11 protein-coding genes are annotated in these 17,265 nt (G+C 71.0%); 7 read left to right on the plus strand and 4 right to left on the minus strand.

The window, feature by feature from the left end; translation table 11 throughout:
* The 7 genes from VIU94_RS39200 to VIU94_RS39230 form a co-directional block, all read left to right on the plus strand.
* Positions 1-2,460 (plus strand): Rne/Rng family ribonuclease (locus tag VIU94_RS39200; protein ID WP_331919486.1); only part of this gene is annotated, 2,460 nt, incomplete at its 5' end.
* A 412-nt stretch (positions 2,461-2,872) separates the two neighbouring features.
* Positions 2,873-3,991 carry a DegT/DnrJ/EryC1/StrS family aminotransferase gene (locus tag VIU94_RS39205; protein WP_331919488.1) on the plus strand — a complete coding sequence of 373 codons (1,119 nt, stop codon included), beginning with the start codon at positions 2,873-2,875 and terminating at the stop codon, positions 3,989-3,991.
* A complete protein-coding gene (locus VIU94_RS39210; RefSeq protein WP_331919490.1) occupies positions 3,988-5,004 on the plus strand; it encodes a Gfo/Idh/MocA family protein in 1,017 nt (338 codons plus the stop codon). Before VIU94_RS39205 ends, VIU94_RS39210 begins: the two co-directional genes overlap by 4 nt.
* A 99-nt stretch (positions 5,005-5,103) precedes the next feature.
* A complete protein-coding gene (locus VIU94_RS39215; protein WP_331919492.1) occupies positions 5,104-7,695 on the plus strand; it encodes a glycosyltransferase family 4 protein in 2,592 nt (863 codons plus the stop codon).
* 20 nt (positions 7,696-7,715) lie between these two features.
* Entirely contained in the window at positions 7,716-9,302 is a 1,587-nt protein-coding gene (locus VIU94_RS39220; RefSeq protein WP_331919494.1) for a glycosyltransferase family 4 protein, read from the plus strand.
* A 44-nt stretch (positions 9,303-9,346) separates the two neighbouring features.
* Positions 9,347-10,930: a glycosyltransferase family 2 protein gene (locus VIU94_RS39225; RefSeq protein WP_414721082.1), complete on the plus strand. Its 1,584-nt coding sequence runs from the start codon at positions 9,347-9,349 to the stop codon at positions 10,928-10,930.
* Positions 10,927-12,210, plus strand: a complete 1,284-nt coding sequence (locus tag VIU94_RS39230; protein WP_331919498.1) for a nucleotide sugar dehydrogenase — start codon at positions 10,927-10,929, stop codon at positions 12,208-12,210. Before VIU94_RS39225 ends, VIU94_RS39230 begins: the two co-directional genes overlap by 4 nt.
* A 93-nt stretch (positions 12,211-12,303) precedes the next feature.
* Here VIU94_RS39230 and VIU94_RS39235 read toward each other — a convergent pair whose 3' ends face one another.
* From VIU94_RS39235 to VIU94_RS39250, 4 genes are all read right to left on the minus strand, one after another.
* Complete coding sequence (locus tag VIU94_RS39235; RefSeq protein WP_331919500.1) at positions 12,304-13,908, minus strand: N,N-dimethylformamidase beta subunit family domain-containing protein; 1,605 nt, start codon at positions 13,906-13,908, stop codon at positions 12,304-12,306.
* 219 nt (positions 13,909-14,127) lie between these two features.
* Positions 14,128-15,303, minus strand: a complete 1,176-nt coding sequence (locus VIU94_RS39240) for an acyltransferase family protein (protein WP_331919502.1) — start codon at positions 15,301-15,303, stop codon at positions 14,128-14,130.
* Between the two features lie 178 nt (positions 15,304-15,481).
* Positions 15,482-16,078 carry an acyltransferase gene (locus tag VIU94_RS39245; protein WP_331919504.1) on the minus strand — a complete coding sequence of 199 codons (597 nt, stop codon included), beginning with the start codon at positions 16,076-16,078 and terminating at the stop codon, positions 15,482-15,484.
* Positions 16,075-17,265: glycosyltransferase family protein (locus VIU94_RS39250; RefSeq protein WP_524540663.1), on the minus strand; the 1,191-nt coding region annotated here is incomplete at its 5' end. The genes VIU94_RS39250 and VIU94_RS39245, both read right to left, overlap by 4 nt.

The following is a 17,265-nucleotide window of genomic DNA, read 5'->3' on the forward strand; positions in this document are numbered from 1 at the left end:
GCCGAGTCGGACCAGGACGCCGAGGACACCGCCGAGCAGGCCGAGGACGACGCGGAGGAGGACTCCGACGAGGGCGGTTCCTCGTCCTCCAGCAGCCGTCGTCGCCGTCGCCGCCGCCGTCGTACCGGTGACAGCTCCGCCGACATCGAGCCCGGTGACGACCCCGAGCGCACGGTCGTCAAGGTCCGCGAGCCCCGCCCGAAGGCCGAGCCGTCCGACGAGGTGCAGTCCATCAAGGGCTCGACCCGTCTGGAGGCCAAGAAGCAGCGCCGCCGTGAGGGCCGTGAGCAGGGCCGCCGCCGGGTCCCGATCATCACCGAGGCCGAGTTCCTCGCCCGCCGCGAGGCCGTCGAGCGGGTGATGGTCGTCCGGCAGAGCGGTGAGCGCACGCAGATCGGCGTGCTCGAGGACGGTGTGCTCGTCGAGCACTACGTCAACAAGGAGCAGGCCACCTCGTACGTCGGCAACGTCTACCTGGGCAAGGTCCAGAACGTGCTGCCGTCGATGGAGGCCGCCTTCGTCGACATCGGCAAGGGCCGCAACGCGGTCCTGTACGCCGGCGAGGTCAACTTCGAGGCGCTCGGCATGGCCAACGGGCCGCGCCGCATCGAGACCGCGCTGAAGTCCGGCCAGTCGGTCCTCGTCCAGGTGACGAAGGACCCGATCGGCCACAAGGGCGCGCGTCTGACCAGCCAGGTCTCCCTGCCGGGCCGCTACCTCGTGTACGTGCCCGAGGGTTCCATGACCGGCATCAGCCGCAAGCTCCCGGACACCGAGCGCGCGCGCCTGAAGACCATCCTCAAGAAGATCGTCCCCGAGGACGCGGGCGTCATCGTGCGCACCGCCGCCGAGGGCGCGAGCGAGGACGAGCTGCGCCGTGACGTGGAGCGCCTGCAGGCGCAGTGGGAGGACATCCAGAAGAAGGCGAAGAGCGGCAACGCCCCGACCCTTCTCTACGGTGAGCCGGACATGACCGTCCGGGTCGTCCGCGACATCTTCAACGAGGACTTCTCGAAGGTCATCGTCAGTGGTGACGACGCGTGGGAGACCATCCACGGGTACGTGAACCACGTCGCCCCGGACCTGACCGACCGCCTGTCCAAGTGGACGAGCGAGGTCGACGTCTTCGCGACGTACCGGATCGACGAGCAGCTGATGAAGGCGCTGGACCGCAAGGTCTGGCTGCCGTCCGGCGGTTCGCTGGTGATCGACAAGACCGAGGCGATGATCGTCGTCGACGTCAACACCGGCAAGTTCACCGGTCAGGGCGGCAACCTCGAGGAGACCGTGACGAGGAACAACCTCGAAGCGGCCGAGGAGATCGTGCGCCAGCTGCGGCTGCGCGACCTGGGCGGCATCGTCGTCATCGACTTCATCGACATGGTCCTGGAGTCCAACCGCGACCTGGTGCTGCGCCGTCTCCTGGAGTGCCTGGGCCGTGACCGGACCAAGCACCAGGTGGCCGAGGTCACCTCGCTCGGCCTGGTGCAGATGACCCGTAAGCGGGTCGGCCAGGGTCTGCTCGAGTCCTTCTCCGAGACCTGCGTCCACTGCAACGGCCGTGGCGTGATCGTGCACATGGAGCAGCCGGCCACCCAGGGTGGCGGCGGCAGCGGCAAGCGGGCGAAGAAGCGCGGCCGCGGCGGCGCGGAGCACGTCCACGAGCACCCCGAGGCCCTGGAGGTCGAGGAGGTCGAGGAGCTCGAGACCGAGGCCGAGGTCGCGGCGGAGATCGCCGCGCCGGTGGCCGTCGAGGAGCCCATCGCACCGGACGAGGAGCTGTACGGCTCCGTCGCCGAGGCGGAGGCGGCCGCTTCGCGCGGTCGCGGCCGTCGCCGGGCGACCCGCCGCGCCTCCGCGCCGGTGACCGCGGCGAAGCCGCAGCCGGTGGCCGAGACGGTCGTCGAGACCGTGGTCGAGCCGGTGGCGGAGGTCGTCGAGACCGCGCCCGTCGTCGCCGAGGAGGCCGCCCCGGCCCCGCGGAGCCGTCGTCGCGCCACCCGCAAGGTGTCCGCGCCGGTCGTCTCGACGCCGGAGCCGGTCGCCGAGGTCGTCGAGCCGGCGCCCGTCGCCGAGCCCGCGCCCGCCGTGGAGCCGGAGCCGGTCGTCGTCGAGGCTCCCGTCGAGGAGGCCCCCGTGGCCGCCCCGCCGCGCGCCCGTCGCCGGGTCGTCCGCAAGGCCACCGCTCCCGCCGGCGCGCCGGCCGGAGCGGAGGAGGCCGCCGTCGTCGTGGTGACCAGCACCCCGGCCGCCGCGGAGGCGGAGTTCGAGACGTCCGTCACGGAGTCCGAGGGCGAGGCCGCGCCGGCGAAGAAGGCCGCGCGCAAGACCGCCAAGAAGGCCACGGCGAAGAAGGCCGCCACCAAGAAGACGGCGGCCAAGAAGACCGCGGCCAAGAAGACGACTGCGAAGAAGGCCACGAAGGCGGCGGTCAAGAAGACCGCCCCGGCCGAGCAGTAGAGGTCACATCGGGTGTGAGTGACGGCCGTCGCGTGACGGCCGTCACTCACCGCGCATGGTGTGTTTGAACGTAGGGTGGCCATCTTCGGAACGTCCTGTGCCGCTGATCTGGGAGTCCCGTAGGCGCATGGGCTTTTGTTTCAGAATTGATGCCTGGCCACGTAAACGGCCCCGAAATTGACTGGGAAATTCCTGATAATGTGACGCCCGGTCGTCGCCGCCTGCGGGCCTCGCCCGGAGACTCCCGGAGACTACGGTCGGTGACCGAAAGGGATCGGGGACAGACCGGTCCCAGCATTCCTCGGTAGGGCGTCGGCATCGCGCCGGAGGGGTACGCGCGGCCTCGCGAGACGTCCGCAACACCCCAGACCTCTGCCACATAGAGCTCTTGCGGTGTTCAAGGAGGACGTCCATGGCGAGCATCAACGAGCAGCCCATTCCCGCTGCCCGCCCGGTCATCGGTGAAGAAGAGATCGAGGCGGCGGTGCGCGTACTGCGCACCGGCCGCGTCGTACAGGGCCCGGAGGTGGCCGCGTTCGAGGAGGAGTTCTCGAAGGTCGTCGAGGGACGCCACTGCGTGGCCGTCAACTCCGGTACCTCCGCGCTGCACCTCCTTCTGATGGCCATGGGCATCGGCCCCGGCGACGAGGTGATCGTTCCGTCCTTCTCGTTCGCCGCCTCGGCGAACGCAGTCCGCCTGGTCGGCGCCGACGTCGTCTTCGTCGACGTGGAGGCGTCCAGCTTCAACATCGACCCGGCCGCCGTCGAGGCCGCGATCACCCCGCGGACCGCGGCGATCATGCCGGTGCACATCTACGGCAACCCGGCCGCGATGGACAAGATCATGGCCATCGCCGACAAGCACAAGCTGGCGGTCGTCGAGGACGCGTGCCAGGCGCACGCCGCGGCCCTGAACGGCACCCCGGTCGGCGCGTTCGGCACCGGCGGCACGTTCAGCTTCTACCCGACGAAGAACATGCACTCCCTCGAGGGCGGCATGATCTCCACGGCCGACGCCGAGATCGCCCGCACCCTGCGCCTGCTGCGCAACCAGGGCATGGAGCAGCGGTACGCGAACGAGATCGTCGGCGCGAACATGCGCATGACCGACGTGAACGCCGCGATCGGCCGCGTCCAGCTCGGCAAGCTCGGCGGCTGGACCGAGAAGCGCATCGCCAACGCCGCGTACCTCTCGGAGCACATCAAGGCCGAGAACGTGGTCACGCCGATCGTCGCCGAGGGCGCGCGGCACATCTACCACCAGTACACGATCCGGGTGAAGGGCGACCGCGACGCCGCGATGGCCCGGCTCACCGAGGCGGGCATCGGCAACGCGGTCTACTACCCGACCCCGATCCACCGCCTGAAGCCGTACTGGGAGCCGGACCAGAAGGCCGGCCGCAACTGGGACCTGCCGGAGACCGAGAAGGCGGCGGCCGAGGTCGTCTCCCTGCCGGTCCACCCGTCCCTGTCCGAGAGCGACCTGGAGCGCATCGTCACCGCCGTGAACGCGCTGGGAGAGAACCTGTGACTGCCGCTGTACTGCGAGCCGGCCTGGTCGGCCTCGGCTCCATGGGACGCCACCACGCCCGCGTACTGGCCGGGCTCGACGGCGTCCAGCTCGTCGGTGTCGTCGACCCGATGGGCGACAAGAACGGCTGGGCGCAGGGCGCCCCGGTCCTGTCGACCGTCGAGGAGCTCATCGCGCTCGGCATCGACTACGCCGTCGTCGCCTGCCCGACCGCGCTGCACGAGGAAGTCGGCCTGAAGCTGGCCGAGGCCGGTGTCGGCGCGCTCATCGAGAAGCCCGTCGCGGACACCGTCGAGGGCGCCCGCCGCCTGGTCGAGGCGTTCGAGTCGCGCGGCCTGGTGGCCGGCGTGGGCCACATCGAGCGCTGCAACCCGGCGCTGCGTTCGCTGCGCGAGCGCCTGGAGGCCGGTGAGCTGGGCGATGTGTTCCAGGTCGTCACCCGTCGCCAGGGCCCGTTCCCGCACCGCATCGCGGACGTCGGCGTGGTCAAGGACCTCGCCACCCACGACATCGACCTCACCGCGTGGGTGACCGGCCAGGAGTACACCTCGATCGCCGCCCACACGGTGTCGAAGTCCGGCCGTCCGCACGAGGACATGGTCTCCGCCGTCGGCCAGCTCGCCGACGGCACGATGGTCAACCACCTCGTCAACTGGCTGAGCCCGCTGAAGGAGCGGTTCACCTCGGTCACCGGCGATCGCGGCTGCTTCATCGCGGACACCCTCACGGCCGACCTGACCTTCTACTCCAACGCGGCGGTCGCGACGGAGTGGGAGGCGCTGCAGGCCTTCCGCGGGGTCTCCGAGGGCGACATGGTCCGCTTCGCCATCCCGAAGCGTGAGCCGCTGCTCGTCGAGCACGAGCTGTTCCGCGACGCGATGCGCGGCGAGGAGGCGGACATCTGCACCCTGCGGCAGGGGCTGCGTACGGTGGAGGTCGCCGCGGCGGTCCTGCGGTCCGCTGCCGAGCGGACTACTGTCCGTCTGGACGACAACGGCGGTGGAGCGGCCTAGATCCACCTCGGCGGCGGGTCGCCGCTGCCCGCCGGTCCCCGGCTTCCCTCGGTGGAAGCCGGGGACGCCGAACGTAAGTCTTCCCGGAGGAAGTAGCTCATGGAATCCCACGCCCGCCGGCCGCGGCTCGCGGTGATCGTCGCCAACGGAATCACCGGCGACTCGCGGGTACAGAAGACCGCCGTCGCGGCCGCCCGCGACGGCTGGGACGTCACCCTGATCGGCAGGAGCGACACCAGGCGCGTCCAGCACTCCAAGATGGGCCCGATCGATGTGATCCGGGTTCCCGTGGGCGCCGACTACCTTCGGGCGGTGACCGCGCGCAAGGCACACCCGGTGCGCGCCGCGGCCACCCAGTTCCAGCTCCAGGACCAGGCGGCGCTGAATCGCTACAGCGCCGCCTACCGGGCCTGGGTGCGCCAGAAGTCCGCCGAGTCCTCGTGGTCCGGCGGGCCGCGTCGTACGTCGCTGAAGGCGCTGTTGCGCGCGCGGCGGGCGGTGCATCGTTTCCGTGTGCGGGCGTTCAAGTGGGAGCAGCGCCGCAACAAGCCGAAGGACCCGGCGCCGGTGCGCGACTGGCGTCGTGACTGGCCGCAGGTGGTCGATCTCGACCTGGCCTTCGGCCCGGTGATCGAGAAGATCAAGCCGGACGTCATCCACGCCAACGACGCCACCATGATCGTCACCGCCGCGCGCAGCGCCGCGCGGCTGCGGGCGGCGGGGCACCGGTGTGCCTGGCTGTACGACGCGCACGAGTACATCAAGGGCGTGGAGTGGCCCAACAAGCGGCAGGCGTACGCGCTTCCGGCGATGGAGGCCGAGTTCATCGGCCGCGCCGACGCGGTCGTCACCGTCTCCACGCAGATGGCCGAGCTGCTGAAGAACGACCACAGGCTGCGCAAGCTGCCGCTCGTTGTGGGCAATTCGCCGGTCCGCGAGGTCATCGGCGGCAGCAAGTCGAGCAACTCGGTGCGCAAGGCCTGCGGTCTGGGCCCCGAGGTCCCGCTGATGGTGTACTCCGGCTGGATCGGCCGTGAGCGCGGCGTCGACGCGGTCATCGACGGCATGCCGGAACTGCCGGGCTACCACCTGGCGCTGGTCGTCGGCCGGACCACCCCGCTCCTGGAGGAACTGCTCGCGCAGGCCGAGGCGCTCGGCGTCCGCGACCGGGTCCACCTGGTGCCGTACGTGCCGCAGCACGAGGTCGCCGACTACCTGTCCTCCGCGGACGTGGGCCTCACCCCGTTCAAGAAGGTCCCCAACTGCGAGGTCTCCCTTCCCACGAAGGTCTCCGAGTACCTCCAGGCCCGGCTGCCGCTCGTCACCAGCGACGTCAAGGTCATCAAGGCGTACGTCGAGGAGAAGGGCCTGGGCGAGGTCTGGACCTGGGACGACCCGAAGACCTTCGCGGCCGCCGCGACCCGCGCCATGAAGAACCGGGACAAGCTGGCCGAGGCGATCACCGAGGACGTCCTCACGGACCTGTCCTGGGAGGCGCAGAGCGGCAAGCTGCTCCAGCTCTACCGCGAGCTGTCGAAGAAGACCCCGCCCGGCCCCCGGCCCGACGTGTCCTGGACCGTCCAGGAGACCCCCGGAGCGGTCCGCGAGGTGGAGATCACCACCGCCGACGGGCAGCCGGTCTGGAAGAAGCTCGGCAACACCAAGATCAAGCTCGGCCTCGGCCCCGCCAACTACGCGGGCCAGGGCGCGGCGTACGCGCAGGCCATCACGCGCCTCAACCCCGACGTGTCGGTCGAGGTCGTGATGAACAAGCGTCCCGAGTCCTTCGACTACCCGGCGGACGTGTACGTCGACGCGACCCGGCTGCGTGAGCTGGACGTCCAGTTCCAGCAGGTCGAGCGGGTCGTCGGGCGCTACACGCACCTGCTCGTCGACGCCTTCATGCCGGTCTTCGGCTACCTCAACGGCTCCTCCGTCCAGGGCGACCTGGCCGCGCTCAAGCAGGCCAAGGTCAAGGTCGGCCTGCTGGCCCACGGCAGCGACATCCGGCACCCGGGCAACCACATGAGGCGGCACGCCTGCTCGCTCTTCCACGACGCCCCCGAGGGCATCGCGGAGAAGCTCCAGGCCAAGGCCGAGCTGAACAAGAAGATCGCCGACGAGGCGGGTCTTCCGCTCTTCGTCACCACCCCGGACCTGCTCGACGACCTGCCGACGGCCAAGTGGGCCCCGCTCGTCGTCGACGTGAAGTCCTGGGCCAGCGAGCACCCCGTCATGGAGCGCGAGCGGCCGGTCGTGCTGCACGCCCCGTCCAAGCGCTGGACCAAGGGCACCGACCGGATCATGCCGCTCCTGACCGAGCTGCACGACAAGGGCGTCATCGAGTTCAAGCTCGCCGAGGGCATCCCCTGGGCCGAGATGCGCGAGCTGGTGCAGAGCAGCGACCTGGTGCTCGACCAGTTCACCACCGGCAGCTACGGCACCTTCGCCGTCGAGGCGATGGCGGCCGGGCGGCCCGTCGTCGGCTACATCAGCGACGAGGTCAAGGCGGTCACCGAGGGCGCGCTGCCGATCGTCAACGCGACCCCCGAGAACCTCCGCGAGGTGCTCCAGACGCTCCTCGACGACCGCGAGGCCACGGCCCGCATCGGCCGTGAGTCGGTCGAGTTCGCCCACACCTACCACGACGGAACCTGGACTGCCCAGGTCCTGAGCGGCTTCCTCAAGTGATCGGTCAAGAAAGGCTGTTCATGGAATCGCAGAATGCCGACGCGCCCCGTCCCCGAAAGGGCCGCGTCGTCATGCTGGTCGACAACAAGGTCGAGGGCGACTCGCGGGTGCAGAAGGCCGCGGAGTCCGCGGCCGCGGCCGGCTGGGACGTCACGCTGCTCGGCCTGGTGCGCTCCGGCAACGGACGCACGTGGAAGCTCGGCGACGCCGAGGTCAAGCTGCTTCCGCTGAAGACCCCGCTCGCCAAGCGCCACGCCGAGCGGCACCGCTCGCCGCTGCGCCGCCCGTTCGCGTACCAGCCCGGCCCGATGGCCGCGTACCGCCAGCAGTGGGCCAAGGCCTGGCGCGCGGACGTCGCGACCCGGCGCGCCGCGCTGAAGGTGGTGCCCGAGGCCGTCGGCTCGCCGCTGTTCCGCAAGTCCGAGCAGGCGCGGCTCGTGGTCGCCGGCCCGGTGTCGAAGTTCATGCAGAAGTGGATCGGCTTCCGGGCCCGGCAGACGCGTCAGGCCATCAAGGCCGGCAAGGCGCTGCGCGGCCCGATCGACCGCGCGTTCACCGCCACGTGGAAGGCCGCCAAGGGCAAGCGCGCCTGGCGCCGTCTCGAGCCGGTGCTGTGGGACTACGAGCTCACGTACGGCGCCGAGATCGACGCCCTGAAGCCCGACCTGATCCACGCCAACGACTTCCGGATGCTCGGCGTCGGCGCCCGCGCCGCGGTGCGCGCCCGGGCCAAGGGCCGGAACGTCAAGCTGGTCTGGGACGCGCACGAGTTCCTGCCCGGTGTCCGCCCGTGGGAGGACAACGCCCACTGGATCCCCGGCAACACCGCGCACGAGAGCGAGTTCGCCCCGTACGCCGACGCCGTCGTCACCGTCTCCGAGGGCCTCGGCGACCTGCTGCGCGAGCGCCACGGCCTCCGCGAGCAGCCGACCGTCGTCCTCAACGCCCCGGACCGCCCGGTGGAGACCGACCCGGCCCTGGACGACGCCGAACCCGTCCCGGACCTGCGCGCCCTGTGCGGCATCGGCCCCGACGTGCCGCTGGTCGTCTACAGCGGTTCGCCCGGCCCGCAGCGCGGTCTCGGCGACATGGTGGAGGCGCTGCCGAAGCTGGACGGCGTGCACATGGCGTTCGTCGTGCCCGCACCGGCCGCAGGCTACATCCAGGGGCTGCTGAAGCGCGCCGAGGAACTCGGCGTCGGCGACCGGCTGCACGCCGTCCCGTACGTGCCGCACTACCAGGTGGTCCGCTTCCTGTCCGCGGCGAACGTCGGCTGCATCCCGATCCACCACTGGCCGAACCACGAGATCGCGCTGATCACGAAGTTCTTCGAGTACTCGCACGCCCGGCTGCCGCTGGTCGTCAGCGATGTGAAGACGATGTCCGAGGTCACCCGCTCCACCGGTCAGGGCGAGGTCTGCCGGGCCGAGGACGTGGACGACCTGGCGCGCGCGATCAAGGCCGTGCTCGCCGACCCGGAGAAGTACAAGGCCGCCTACGACAAGCCGGGGCTGCTCGACACCTGGACGTGGGAGGCGCAGGCCGAGGTCCTCGACCGGCTCTACACCCGCCTCGTGCCGGGCGCCGCCGAGAGGGGCCGGATGTGACGACCGTCCCCGACGTCACGGTCGTCGTCGCCGTCTACAACACGATGCCGTACCTGACCGAGTGCCTGAACTCGCTCGTCGGTCAGACCATCGGGCTGAGCCGGCTGGAGATCGTCGCGGTCGACGACGGCTCCACCGACGACAGCGGCAAGGAGCTGGACCGGTTCGCCGCGAAGTACCCGGACACCGTCAAGGTGATCCACCAGGCCAACTCCGGCGGGCCGGCCGCGCCCAGCAACCGCGCCCTGGAGAAGGCCACCGGCCGGTACGTGTACTTCATAGGCTCCGACGACTACCTCGGCAAGGACGCTCTGAAGCGGCTGGTCAAGTGCGCCGACGAGAACGAGTCGGACGTCGTCGTCGGCAAGATGGTCGGCACCAACGGCCGTTACGTGCACCAGGCGCTGTACAAGAAGAACGACCCGGACGTGAGCCTGTACGACTCCGCCCTGCCGTTCACCCTGGCCAACACCAAGCTGTTCCGGCGCGACCTCGTCGAGAAGCTCGGCCTGCGGTTCCCCGAGGACATGCCGGTCGGCAGCGACCAGCCGTTCACCATCGAGGCCTGCGTCCGGGCCCGCAAGATCTCCGTGGTCGCCGACTACACCTGCTACTACGCGGTCAAGCGCGGCGACGCGAGCAACATCACGTACCGGGCGAACCATCTGGCCCGGCTGCACTGCGTCGAGCGGATCATGACGTACGCCGCCGAGCTGATCGAGCCCGGCCCGCAGCGCGACGCGGTCTTCCTGCGGCACTTCACCTGGGAGCTCGCCAAGCTGATCCAGGACGACTTCCCGGCCCTGGACCGCGCCACCCAGGTCGAGCTGTGCGCGGGGATCGCGAAGCTGGCCGACGCGTACTTCACCGAGCCGCTGCGTGACTCCCTGGACGTGCAGCGGCGCGTCCGGATCGCGCTCGCGCAGGCCGGGGCCGTGGACCGGCTGGTCGAGGCGATCACCGCCGACACCGAGGGCGACGGCTCGCCGTTCCTCCTGGAGGACGAGCGCGCCTACGTCCGCTACCCCGGCTTCCGCGACCCGGAGCTCGACCTGCCCGACCGCCTCTTCGAGGTGATCGGCGAGGCCGTGCCCAAGCACCTGTCCGCCGGTACCGGACTGGTGTCCGCCCAGTGGGACCAGAACGGCCAGGACCTGGCCGTTCACCTGTCGGTCCGCGTCCCGGTGGCCGGACAGGCCGGGTCGGCGGTGCTCCGGCTCGCCGACCGGGCGATGCCCAAGAGCGCCGACAAGCCCGGCGGCCGCCGGCTGCCCGTCGGCACCGAACTGCCCGCCCCGGCCGGCGAGCAGCGCAGCGAGCCCACCGAGGACGGCACCGGCACCGTGCTGCACGCCCGCTTCCCGCTCCAGGCGAAGCGCGCCACCCTCGGAGTCCGCGCCTATCTCGATGTGGCAGGCTCGACGTACGAGATCCCGGTACGGACCAAGAACCGTCCCCTGCCGCTGGCGCGGCGCTGGCGAGACATCGTCCCGTACCGTGTCTCGGCCACCGCGAACTCCAAGGGGCGGCTCGTGATCACCACGGCCCCGCTCTGGGAGCCGGCGCTCGGCGCGGGCAAGCGACTGCGCCAGACGATGTCCCGTGTGAAGAGGAAACTGACCCGATGAATATCTGTGTAGTCGCGCTCGGCAAGATCGGCCTGCCGCTCGCCGTCCAGTTCGCCGCCAAGGGCCACAAGGTCATCGGTGCGGACGTCAACGAGAAGGTCGTCGAGCTGGTCAACGCCGGCACCGAGCCCTTCCCGGGCGAGTTCGACCTCGACCGTCTCCTGAAGGAGACCGTGGGCGCCGGTCTGCTGTCCGCGACCACCGACACCACCGCGGCGGTCGCCCAGTCCGACGCCGTCGTGGTCGTCGTCCCGCTGTTCGTGGACGCCGAGGGCGTGCCGGACTTCGGCTGGATGGACGCCGCGACCGAGGCCATCGCCAAGGGCCTCAAGCCGGGCACCCTCGTCTCGTACGAGACCACCCTGCCGGTCGGCACCACCCGCACCCGCTGGGCGCCGATGCTGGAGCAGGGCTCCGGCCTCACCGCGGGCGAGGACTTCCACCTGGTCTTCTCCCCGGAGCGGGTGCTCACCGGCCGCGTCTTCGCGGACCTGCGCCGCTACCCGAAGCTGGTCGGCGGCATCGACGAGGCCTCCACCAAGGCCGGCGTCGAGTTCTACGAGAAGGTCCTCGACTTCGACGAGCGCGACGACCTGCCGCAGCCGAACGGCGTGTGGGACCTGGTCACCGCCGAGGCGTCCGAGCTGGCGAAGCTCGCCGAGACCACGTACCGCGACGTCAACATCGGCCTGGCGAACCAGTTCGCCAAGTTCGCCGACAAGAACGGCATCGACGTCAAGAAGGTCATCGAGGCCTGCAACTCGCAGCCGTACAGCCACATCCACCAGCCGGGCATCGCCGTCGGCGGCCACTGCATCCCGATCTACCCGCGGATGTACCTGTGGAACGACCCGGAGGCGACCGTCGTGCGCTCGGCCCGTGAGGCCAACGCCGCGATGCCCCAGTACGCGGTGGACCTGCTGGCCGCCGCGTACGGCGACCTGACCGGCGTGAACGTGCTCGTGCTCGGCGCCGCCTACCGCGGCGGCGTGAAGGAGACCGCGTTCTCCGGCGTGTACGGCACCGTGGAGGCCCTCAAGGCCCGCGGCGCGGTCCCGTTCGTCTCGGACCCGATGTACACCGTGGAGGAGCTGGAGGCGCACAAGCTGCCGGCGCACCGCGGCGAGACGGTCACGGCCGCGGTCCTGCAGGCCGACCACGCCGAGTACCGCGAGCTGGCCTCCTCCGACCTGCCGGACGTCACCGTCCTGGTCGACGGCCGTCGCACCACCGACCCGGCCAACTGGCAGGGCGTGCGCCGCGTCGTCATCGGCGGCTGACGCTTTTCACGCATGACGAAGGGGCCCTGCCCCGGCCGACTGGCCGGGGCAGGGCCCCTTCGTCATGGCGTCTTGTCATGGCGTCTTCGTGGCTCAGGCCTGCTTGCGGAGCATGCGGTCGAGCAGGTTGACCGTCGCCTTGCGGACGGCCTTCCGGGCGTCCTTGTTCTTGATCTGCTCGTCCGCCCACGAGTCGCCGTCCACCAGGGCGATCGGCCAGTGGAAGGTCCCGGCCACGAACACCGAGCCGCCGCTGGGGAACTCGGTGAACGCGGTGTGCTGGACGGTCCGATGCCTGACCCCGGGGCGCGAGTCCTTGTACGGCGACTCCGCGAGCAGGGTGCGCCGGGCGCCGAGGGGCTGGACGGCCTTCGGGTCGTGGGCGTCCGCCTCGATGCCCACCAGGCCGGGCAGCTTGTCGCCGTCGCGCACTCCGGTGCCCGCCCACAGCCAGTGCTGGGCGTTCTTGACCACCAGCGGGAACGGCTTGTCGGTGGGCACGATGCCGTTGAACTGGATGCCGAGCAGCTGCTGTTCGGCATGGCGGCCGTCGAGGGCTATCTCCCGGAAGCGGGACGTGCGGCCGGCCGCGTCCGGCGTCGGGTCCGGCGTGGACTTGTAGCAGGCCATCAGCCGGTCCTTGACGCCCGTGCGCGAGGGTTCCATGCGGACGTGGAAGTAGACGTTGTTGGCGCCCAGGAACGCGAGGTTGGTCCCGGCGCCGACGGCCTTCGTCGCGGCGTCGAACATGGGCCGCGACCAGTACTCGTCGTGGCCGGGGAAGAACACCGCACGGTACTTGGCGGGGTCGACGGTCCCGTCGTGCAGGTCGAGGCTGCTCGCGTACGTCACGTCGTACCCGGCCGCCTCGGCCCAGCGCGTGAAGCTCGTGTCCATGTTGAACCAGCTCGGCACGCCGCTGCCGGAGTAGGGCCGGTCGAAGGAGACCTTGTGGGCCCGCAGCTCGGGGCCGCCCAGCTTCCCGCCCGGCGCGTACCCCCGGTAGAGGTTCTTGCCGATGCGCTTGTCCTTCGGCCACATGTTGTAGGCCTGGTAGGTCGCGAAGGGGATCACGATCAGCAGGTCGGAGGCGCGGGCCGGCTCGCGCACCACGAACGGCGTGCTGGTGCGGCACCCGTCCTCGGTGGTGAACACGGCCTGGTAGAGCCCGGAGAGCCAGCCCTCGGGTATGCGCAGGCTCCAGGAGACGGGCCAGGCGCACTCGATGGCGCCGGTGAGCGGGTCGGCCTCGGGGACCGTCCGGCGGATGCCCCGCAGCCGGTCGCTGGTCGTCATCAGCCGGGCGCCCGTACCGCCGTAGTCGCCGATGCGGTAGACGGCGATCCGGTAGGCCCGGCCGTCCCGCACGGAGACGTGGAAGTCGACGGTCTCGCCGCGCCCGGCGGACGTCGTCGACGCGTACCCCATGATCTGGCCGCGCTTGTCGTCGGTGACCATGACGGTGTCGCGGTACTGGACCCAGTCCGTGGAGCCCGGCAGCCGGTTCTCCGCGAGAATCGACGCCGAGGGCGTCGCGGTGGGCTCTACGGGCTGCGGCGTGGGGTCGGCGGCAGGCGTCGCGGGAGGGGTGTCCGCCTCCGCGGCCATGCCCGAGTCGCGCAGCGCGTACGCCGTGGCTCCGGCGGCCCCTCCGAGCCCCAGCAGGCCCAGCACCGCGCGGCGTGATCGATTGCCCATCCCCTACCTCCCCAGACACTCCGGGGAGGTAGATGCAGTTCGATCAGCCGAGGTTGTATCCGGGGGTGAACTTTCTTTGGGGAATCCTCACCCTGTGTTCGGCCCGGCGTGGTGGACGCGTGGATTCCGCACTGCTAGGGGTCTACCGGCGCGTAGGGAGCGTCGGCTTGGGCACCGGCTCGGGCACCGGCTTGTGCACCGGCTTGCGCCCCCGCGCGGTCAGCGGCGCGACAGTTCCTTCGGGGCGGCGGACTCGCGGGCCAGGCGTCCCTTGAGCCAGCGCACCGACGGCTTCTCCACCAGGACGTGCGTCAGCCACGCCAGCACGATCAGACCCACCGTCGTCACCGCGAGCGTCGGCCACGGCCCCAGGCCGCGCTCGTACAGCTCGCGGATCACGGCCCAGCCGAGCTCCTCATGCAGCAGGTACAGCGGGTAGACGAGTGCGCCGGCCGTGGTCAGCCACTTCCAGGAGACCCACTCCAGCTTTCGCAGTGCCACGGCCAGTACCAGCAGGTAGAACACCGTCACCAGGGCGAGGGCCACGTAGGGGGAGCGGTCGTACCCCTTCTTGACCAGGCTGTCCGCGTGCTCGATGAGATCGCTCTGCATCACCAGCCAGCTCGCCGCCAGCAGACCCCACAGCTTCAGGTCCGGACCGAAGCGGTACATCAGGTACATCGCGATGCCGCCGACGAACAGCGCCGTGTTCAGCGGCTGGGCGAAGATGCCCGCCAGCGGGATGCTCGTGTCCTGCTGCGCCAGCACGCTCGCGAGCAGCCACAGCCAGCAGAAGACCGACACCCGCTTGTAGTCCAGGCCCTTCCAGATCACCACCAGGAAGAGCAGGTAGAACGTGAGCTCCACCCAGAGCGTCCAGTACGCGCCGACCAGGTGCGCCGCCTTCAGCGGCACCTGGAGCATGGTGACGTTCGTCAGCGCGTCGCTGAACGTCGGCACCGCGCGCTGACCGTCCGGCAGCCCGCGCCACACCAGCAGCGCCACCACGATGGAGAACCAGTACGCGGGGAAGAGCCGCAGGAACCGCGCCTTCACGAACGCGCCCGGCGTGCGCCCCCACGCCGACAGGCAGATCACGAAGCCGCTGATGATGAAGAAGAGCTGCACGCCGTACGAGCCGTACTTGGTGTACGGGAAGAGCCACGGGAACAGCTCCCGCGGGTTCACGCCCCAGTTCGCCTTGGTCGCCGCGTCCACGCCGGTGAAGTGGAACAGCAGCACGGACAGCGCCGCGACGACGCGCAGTGCGTCGAGCGCGTACAGGCGGGCCGGGGCCGCCTTGGGCGCGGCCGTCTGCTCGGCGGGCTGCTCGGCGGGCTGTGGTCCGTCGCTCGTGTCCCTGCGCGGGGGGACCTGGACGTCGGTCTGGGACATGGTGTCGGCCTCGCATCATCGGGGCGCCTGGGGCGGGGGAGTCCCTCGCCGGGGGCGGGGGAAACCCGGCCATCCTATGCGTCCGCTGTGGGCCGGAACGAGGGAGGGGACCGGCGGACCGGTCCCCTCGAAGTCAAGCGGTGCGGCTCATGCCGTGCCGTGCCGTGCGGCGGGCCGCTCAGGCCTCGGACAGCGTCCCGTCCGACTCGCGGTACAGCGCGCCCGTCTTCGGGCACTCCCACAGCCCCGGCTCGCCCTCGCGCTCCACCAGCCGGACGCCGGACTTGCCGACCCAGCCGATCTGGCGCGCCGGCACGCCGACGACGAGGCCGAAGTCCGGCACGTCCTTGGTGACGACCGCGCCGGCCGCGATCATCGCCCAGCGGCCGATCTCCAGCGGGGCCACACACACCGAGCGCGCGCCGATCGAGGCGCCGTCGGCGATCTTCACGCCCACGGCCTCCCAGTCGCCGCCGCGCTTCTGCTTGAAGTCGGGGTCCACCGAGCGCGGGTTGTGGTCGTTGGTGAGCACCACCGCGGGGCCGATGAAGACGCCGTTGCCGAGCTCGGCCGGCTCGTACACCAGCGAGTAGTTCTGCAGCTTGCAGTTGTCGCCCATGCGCACGCCCGTGCCCACGTACGCGCCGCGGCCGATCACGCAGCCCTCGCCGAGCACGGCCTTCTCGCGGATCTGGGCGAGCTCCCAGACACTGCTGCCGGCGCCGATCTCCGCGGTCTCGTCGACCTGCGCGGTGGGCTGGACCCTGTAGTTCACTCTGCTGCCTTTCCCAGTGCCTCTGCGGGCTCTTCGACAGGTGAGCATACGTCGCGGTCCGCGGCCAGCAGCAGCCGGTCGAAATCACCCTGTACGCGTGTCCAGTCCCATGCGCCCATCGCGTGCGCGGCGGCCTCCCGGCCGGCCCTGCGCCAGCCCTCCTCGGTCGCCGTCAGGCTCAGCACGCGCTCCGCGGCCTCCGCCGGACCGGGCACCACCCAGGAGTCCGGGAACAGCGCCCGCGCGCCGCGCGGCCCGGCCGCGAAGAACGGCCAGTCGCGGACCACCGGCACCGCGCCGCTCGCCGCGCCCTCGACCAGGCCCAGGTGCCAGCTCTCCCGTACCGACGAGCTCAGGATCACGCCGACCTCGGACAGCGCGCCCGGCACGTCCGGGGTCTGCCCGATGTGACGCACCGCGCCGGCCGCCTCGAGGCGGCGCAGCTCGCGCGCGTAGGCGCGGTGGTAGCGGGCGGCCGCCGGGCTCACGCCGGGGTCGAGCGGGGAGCCGATCAGGTGCAGCCGGTAGCGCTCGTCCTTCTCCCGCAGCAGCCGCAGCACCTCGAGCGCCCAGCGCGGGTCCTTCGCCACCTGCCCCACGCCGACCAGGCCCAGCGTGAACCGGGCGTCCGGCTGCTTGGGACGAGCGAAGGGGGCCAGCTCGACCGCGTTGTCGACGACGTGGAGCCGGGGCGCGCCCTTCTCCTTGAGCCGGGGCACGGCCGCGATGCACAGGTCGCGCAGGTGCTCGCTGACGAAGACCAGGTCGTCGACGCGGGAGAAGTCGACGATGTGCGGCCAGAGGCTGAAGGCCTCGTAGCTGTGCAGCCGCACGACGATCCGGGTGGTGGCGGGGTCCACCAGGGTGAACAGCGCCGCGCCCATCCCGCACCAGTCGATGAAGACGGTGTCGGCCCAGTCGAGGTGCGGGCGCAGCGCGGCCTCGACGTCCTTGCCGTACGCGACCTGCCCGCCCATCGCCCGCTGGACGATCCGGGTGACGCCCTTGGCCAGCGGCCCGACGACCGGGTCGGCGGCGGTGTCCAGGACCCGCACCTCGACGTCCGGGTGCGCGGCGTACCGCTCCAGGACGGGGCGCAGGAAGTTGTCGTTGTCGTGGTGGACGAAGAGCAGCCGCTGCGGCCGGTCGGCCGGCGGCGCGGCCGGCGTCCCCGTGCGCCCGCGCGG

The organism is Streptomyces sp. (genome assembly GCF_036566765.1).
Classification (GTDB): domain Bacteria; phylum Actinomycetota; class Actinomycetes; order Streptomycetales; family Streptomycetaceae; genus Streptomyces.

What these genes read in the sequence shown, in the direction of transcription:
- VIU94_RS39205 (WP_331919488.1), top strand. Translation starts at nt 2,873, where the DNA reads ATGGCGAGCATCAACGAGCAGCCCATTCCCGCTGCCCGCCCGGTCATC.
- VIU94_RS39215 (WP_331919492.1), top strand. Translation starts at nt 5,104, where the DNA reads ATGGAATCCCACGCCCGCCGGCCGCGGCTCGCGGTGATCGTCGCCAAC.
- VIU94_RS39220 (WP_331919494.1), top strand. Translation starts at nt 7,716, where the DNA reads ATGGAATCGCAGAATGCCGACGCGCCCCGTCCCCGAAAGGGCCGCGTC.
- VIU94_RS39225 (WP_414721082.1), top strand. Translation starts at nt 9,347, where the DNA reads ATGCCGTACCTGACCGAGTGCCTGAACTCGCTCGTCGGTCAGACCATC.
- VIU94_RS39230 (WP_331919498.1), top strand. Translation starts at nt 10,927, where the DNA reads ATGAATATCTGTGTAGTCGCGCTCGGCAAGATCGGCCTGCCGCTCGCC.
- VIU94_RS39235 (WP_331919500.1), bottom strand. Translation starts at nt 13,908, where the DNA reads ATGGGCAATCGATCACGCCGCGCGGTGCTGGGCCTGCTGGGGCTCGGA.
- VIU94_RS39240 (WP_331919502.1), bottom strand. Translation starts at nt 15,303, where the DNA reads ATGTCCCAGACCGACGTCCAGGTCCCCCCGCGCAGGGACACGAGCGAC.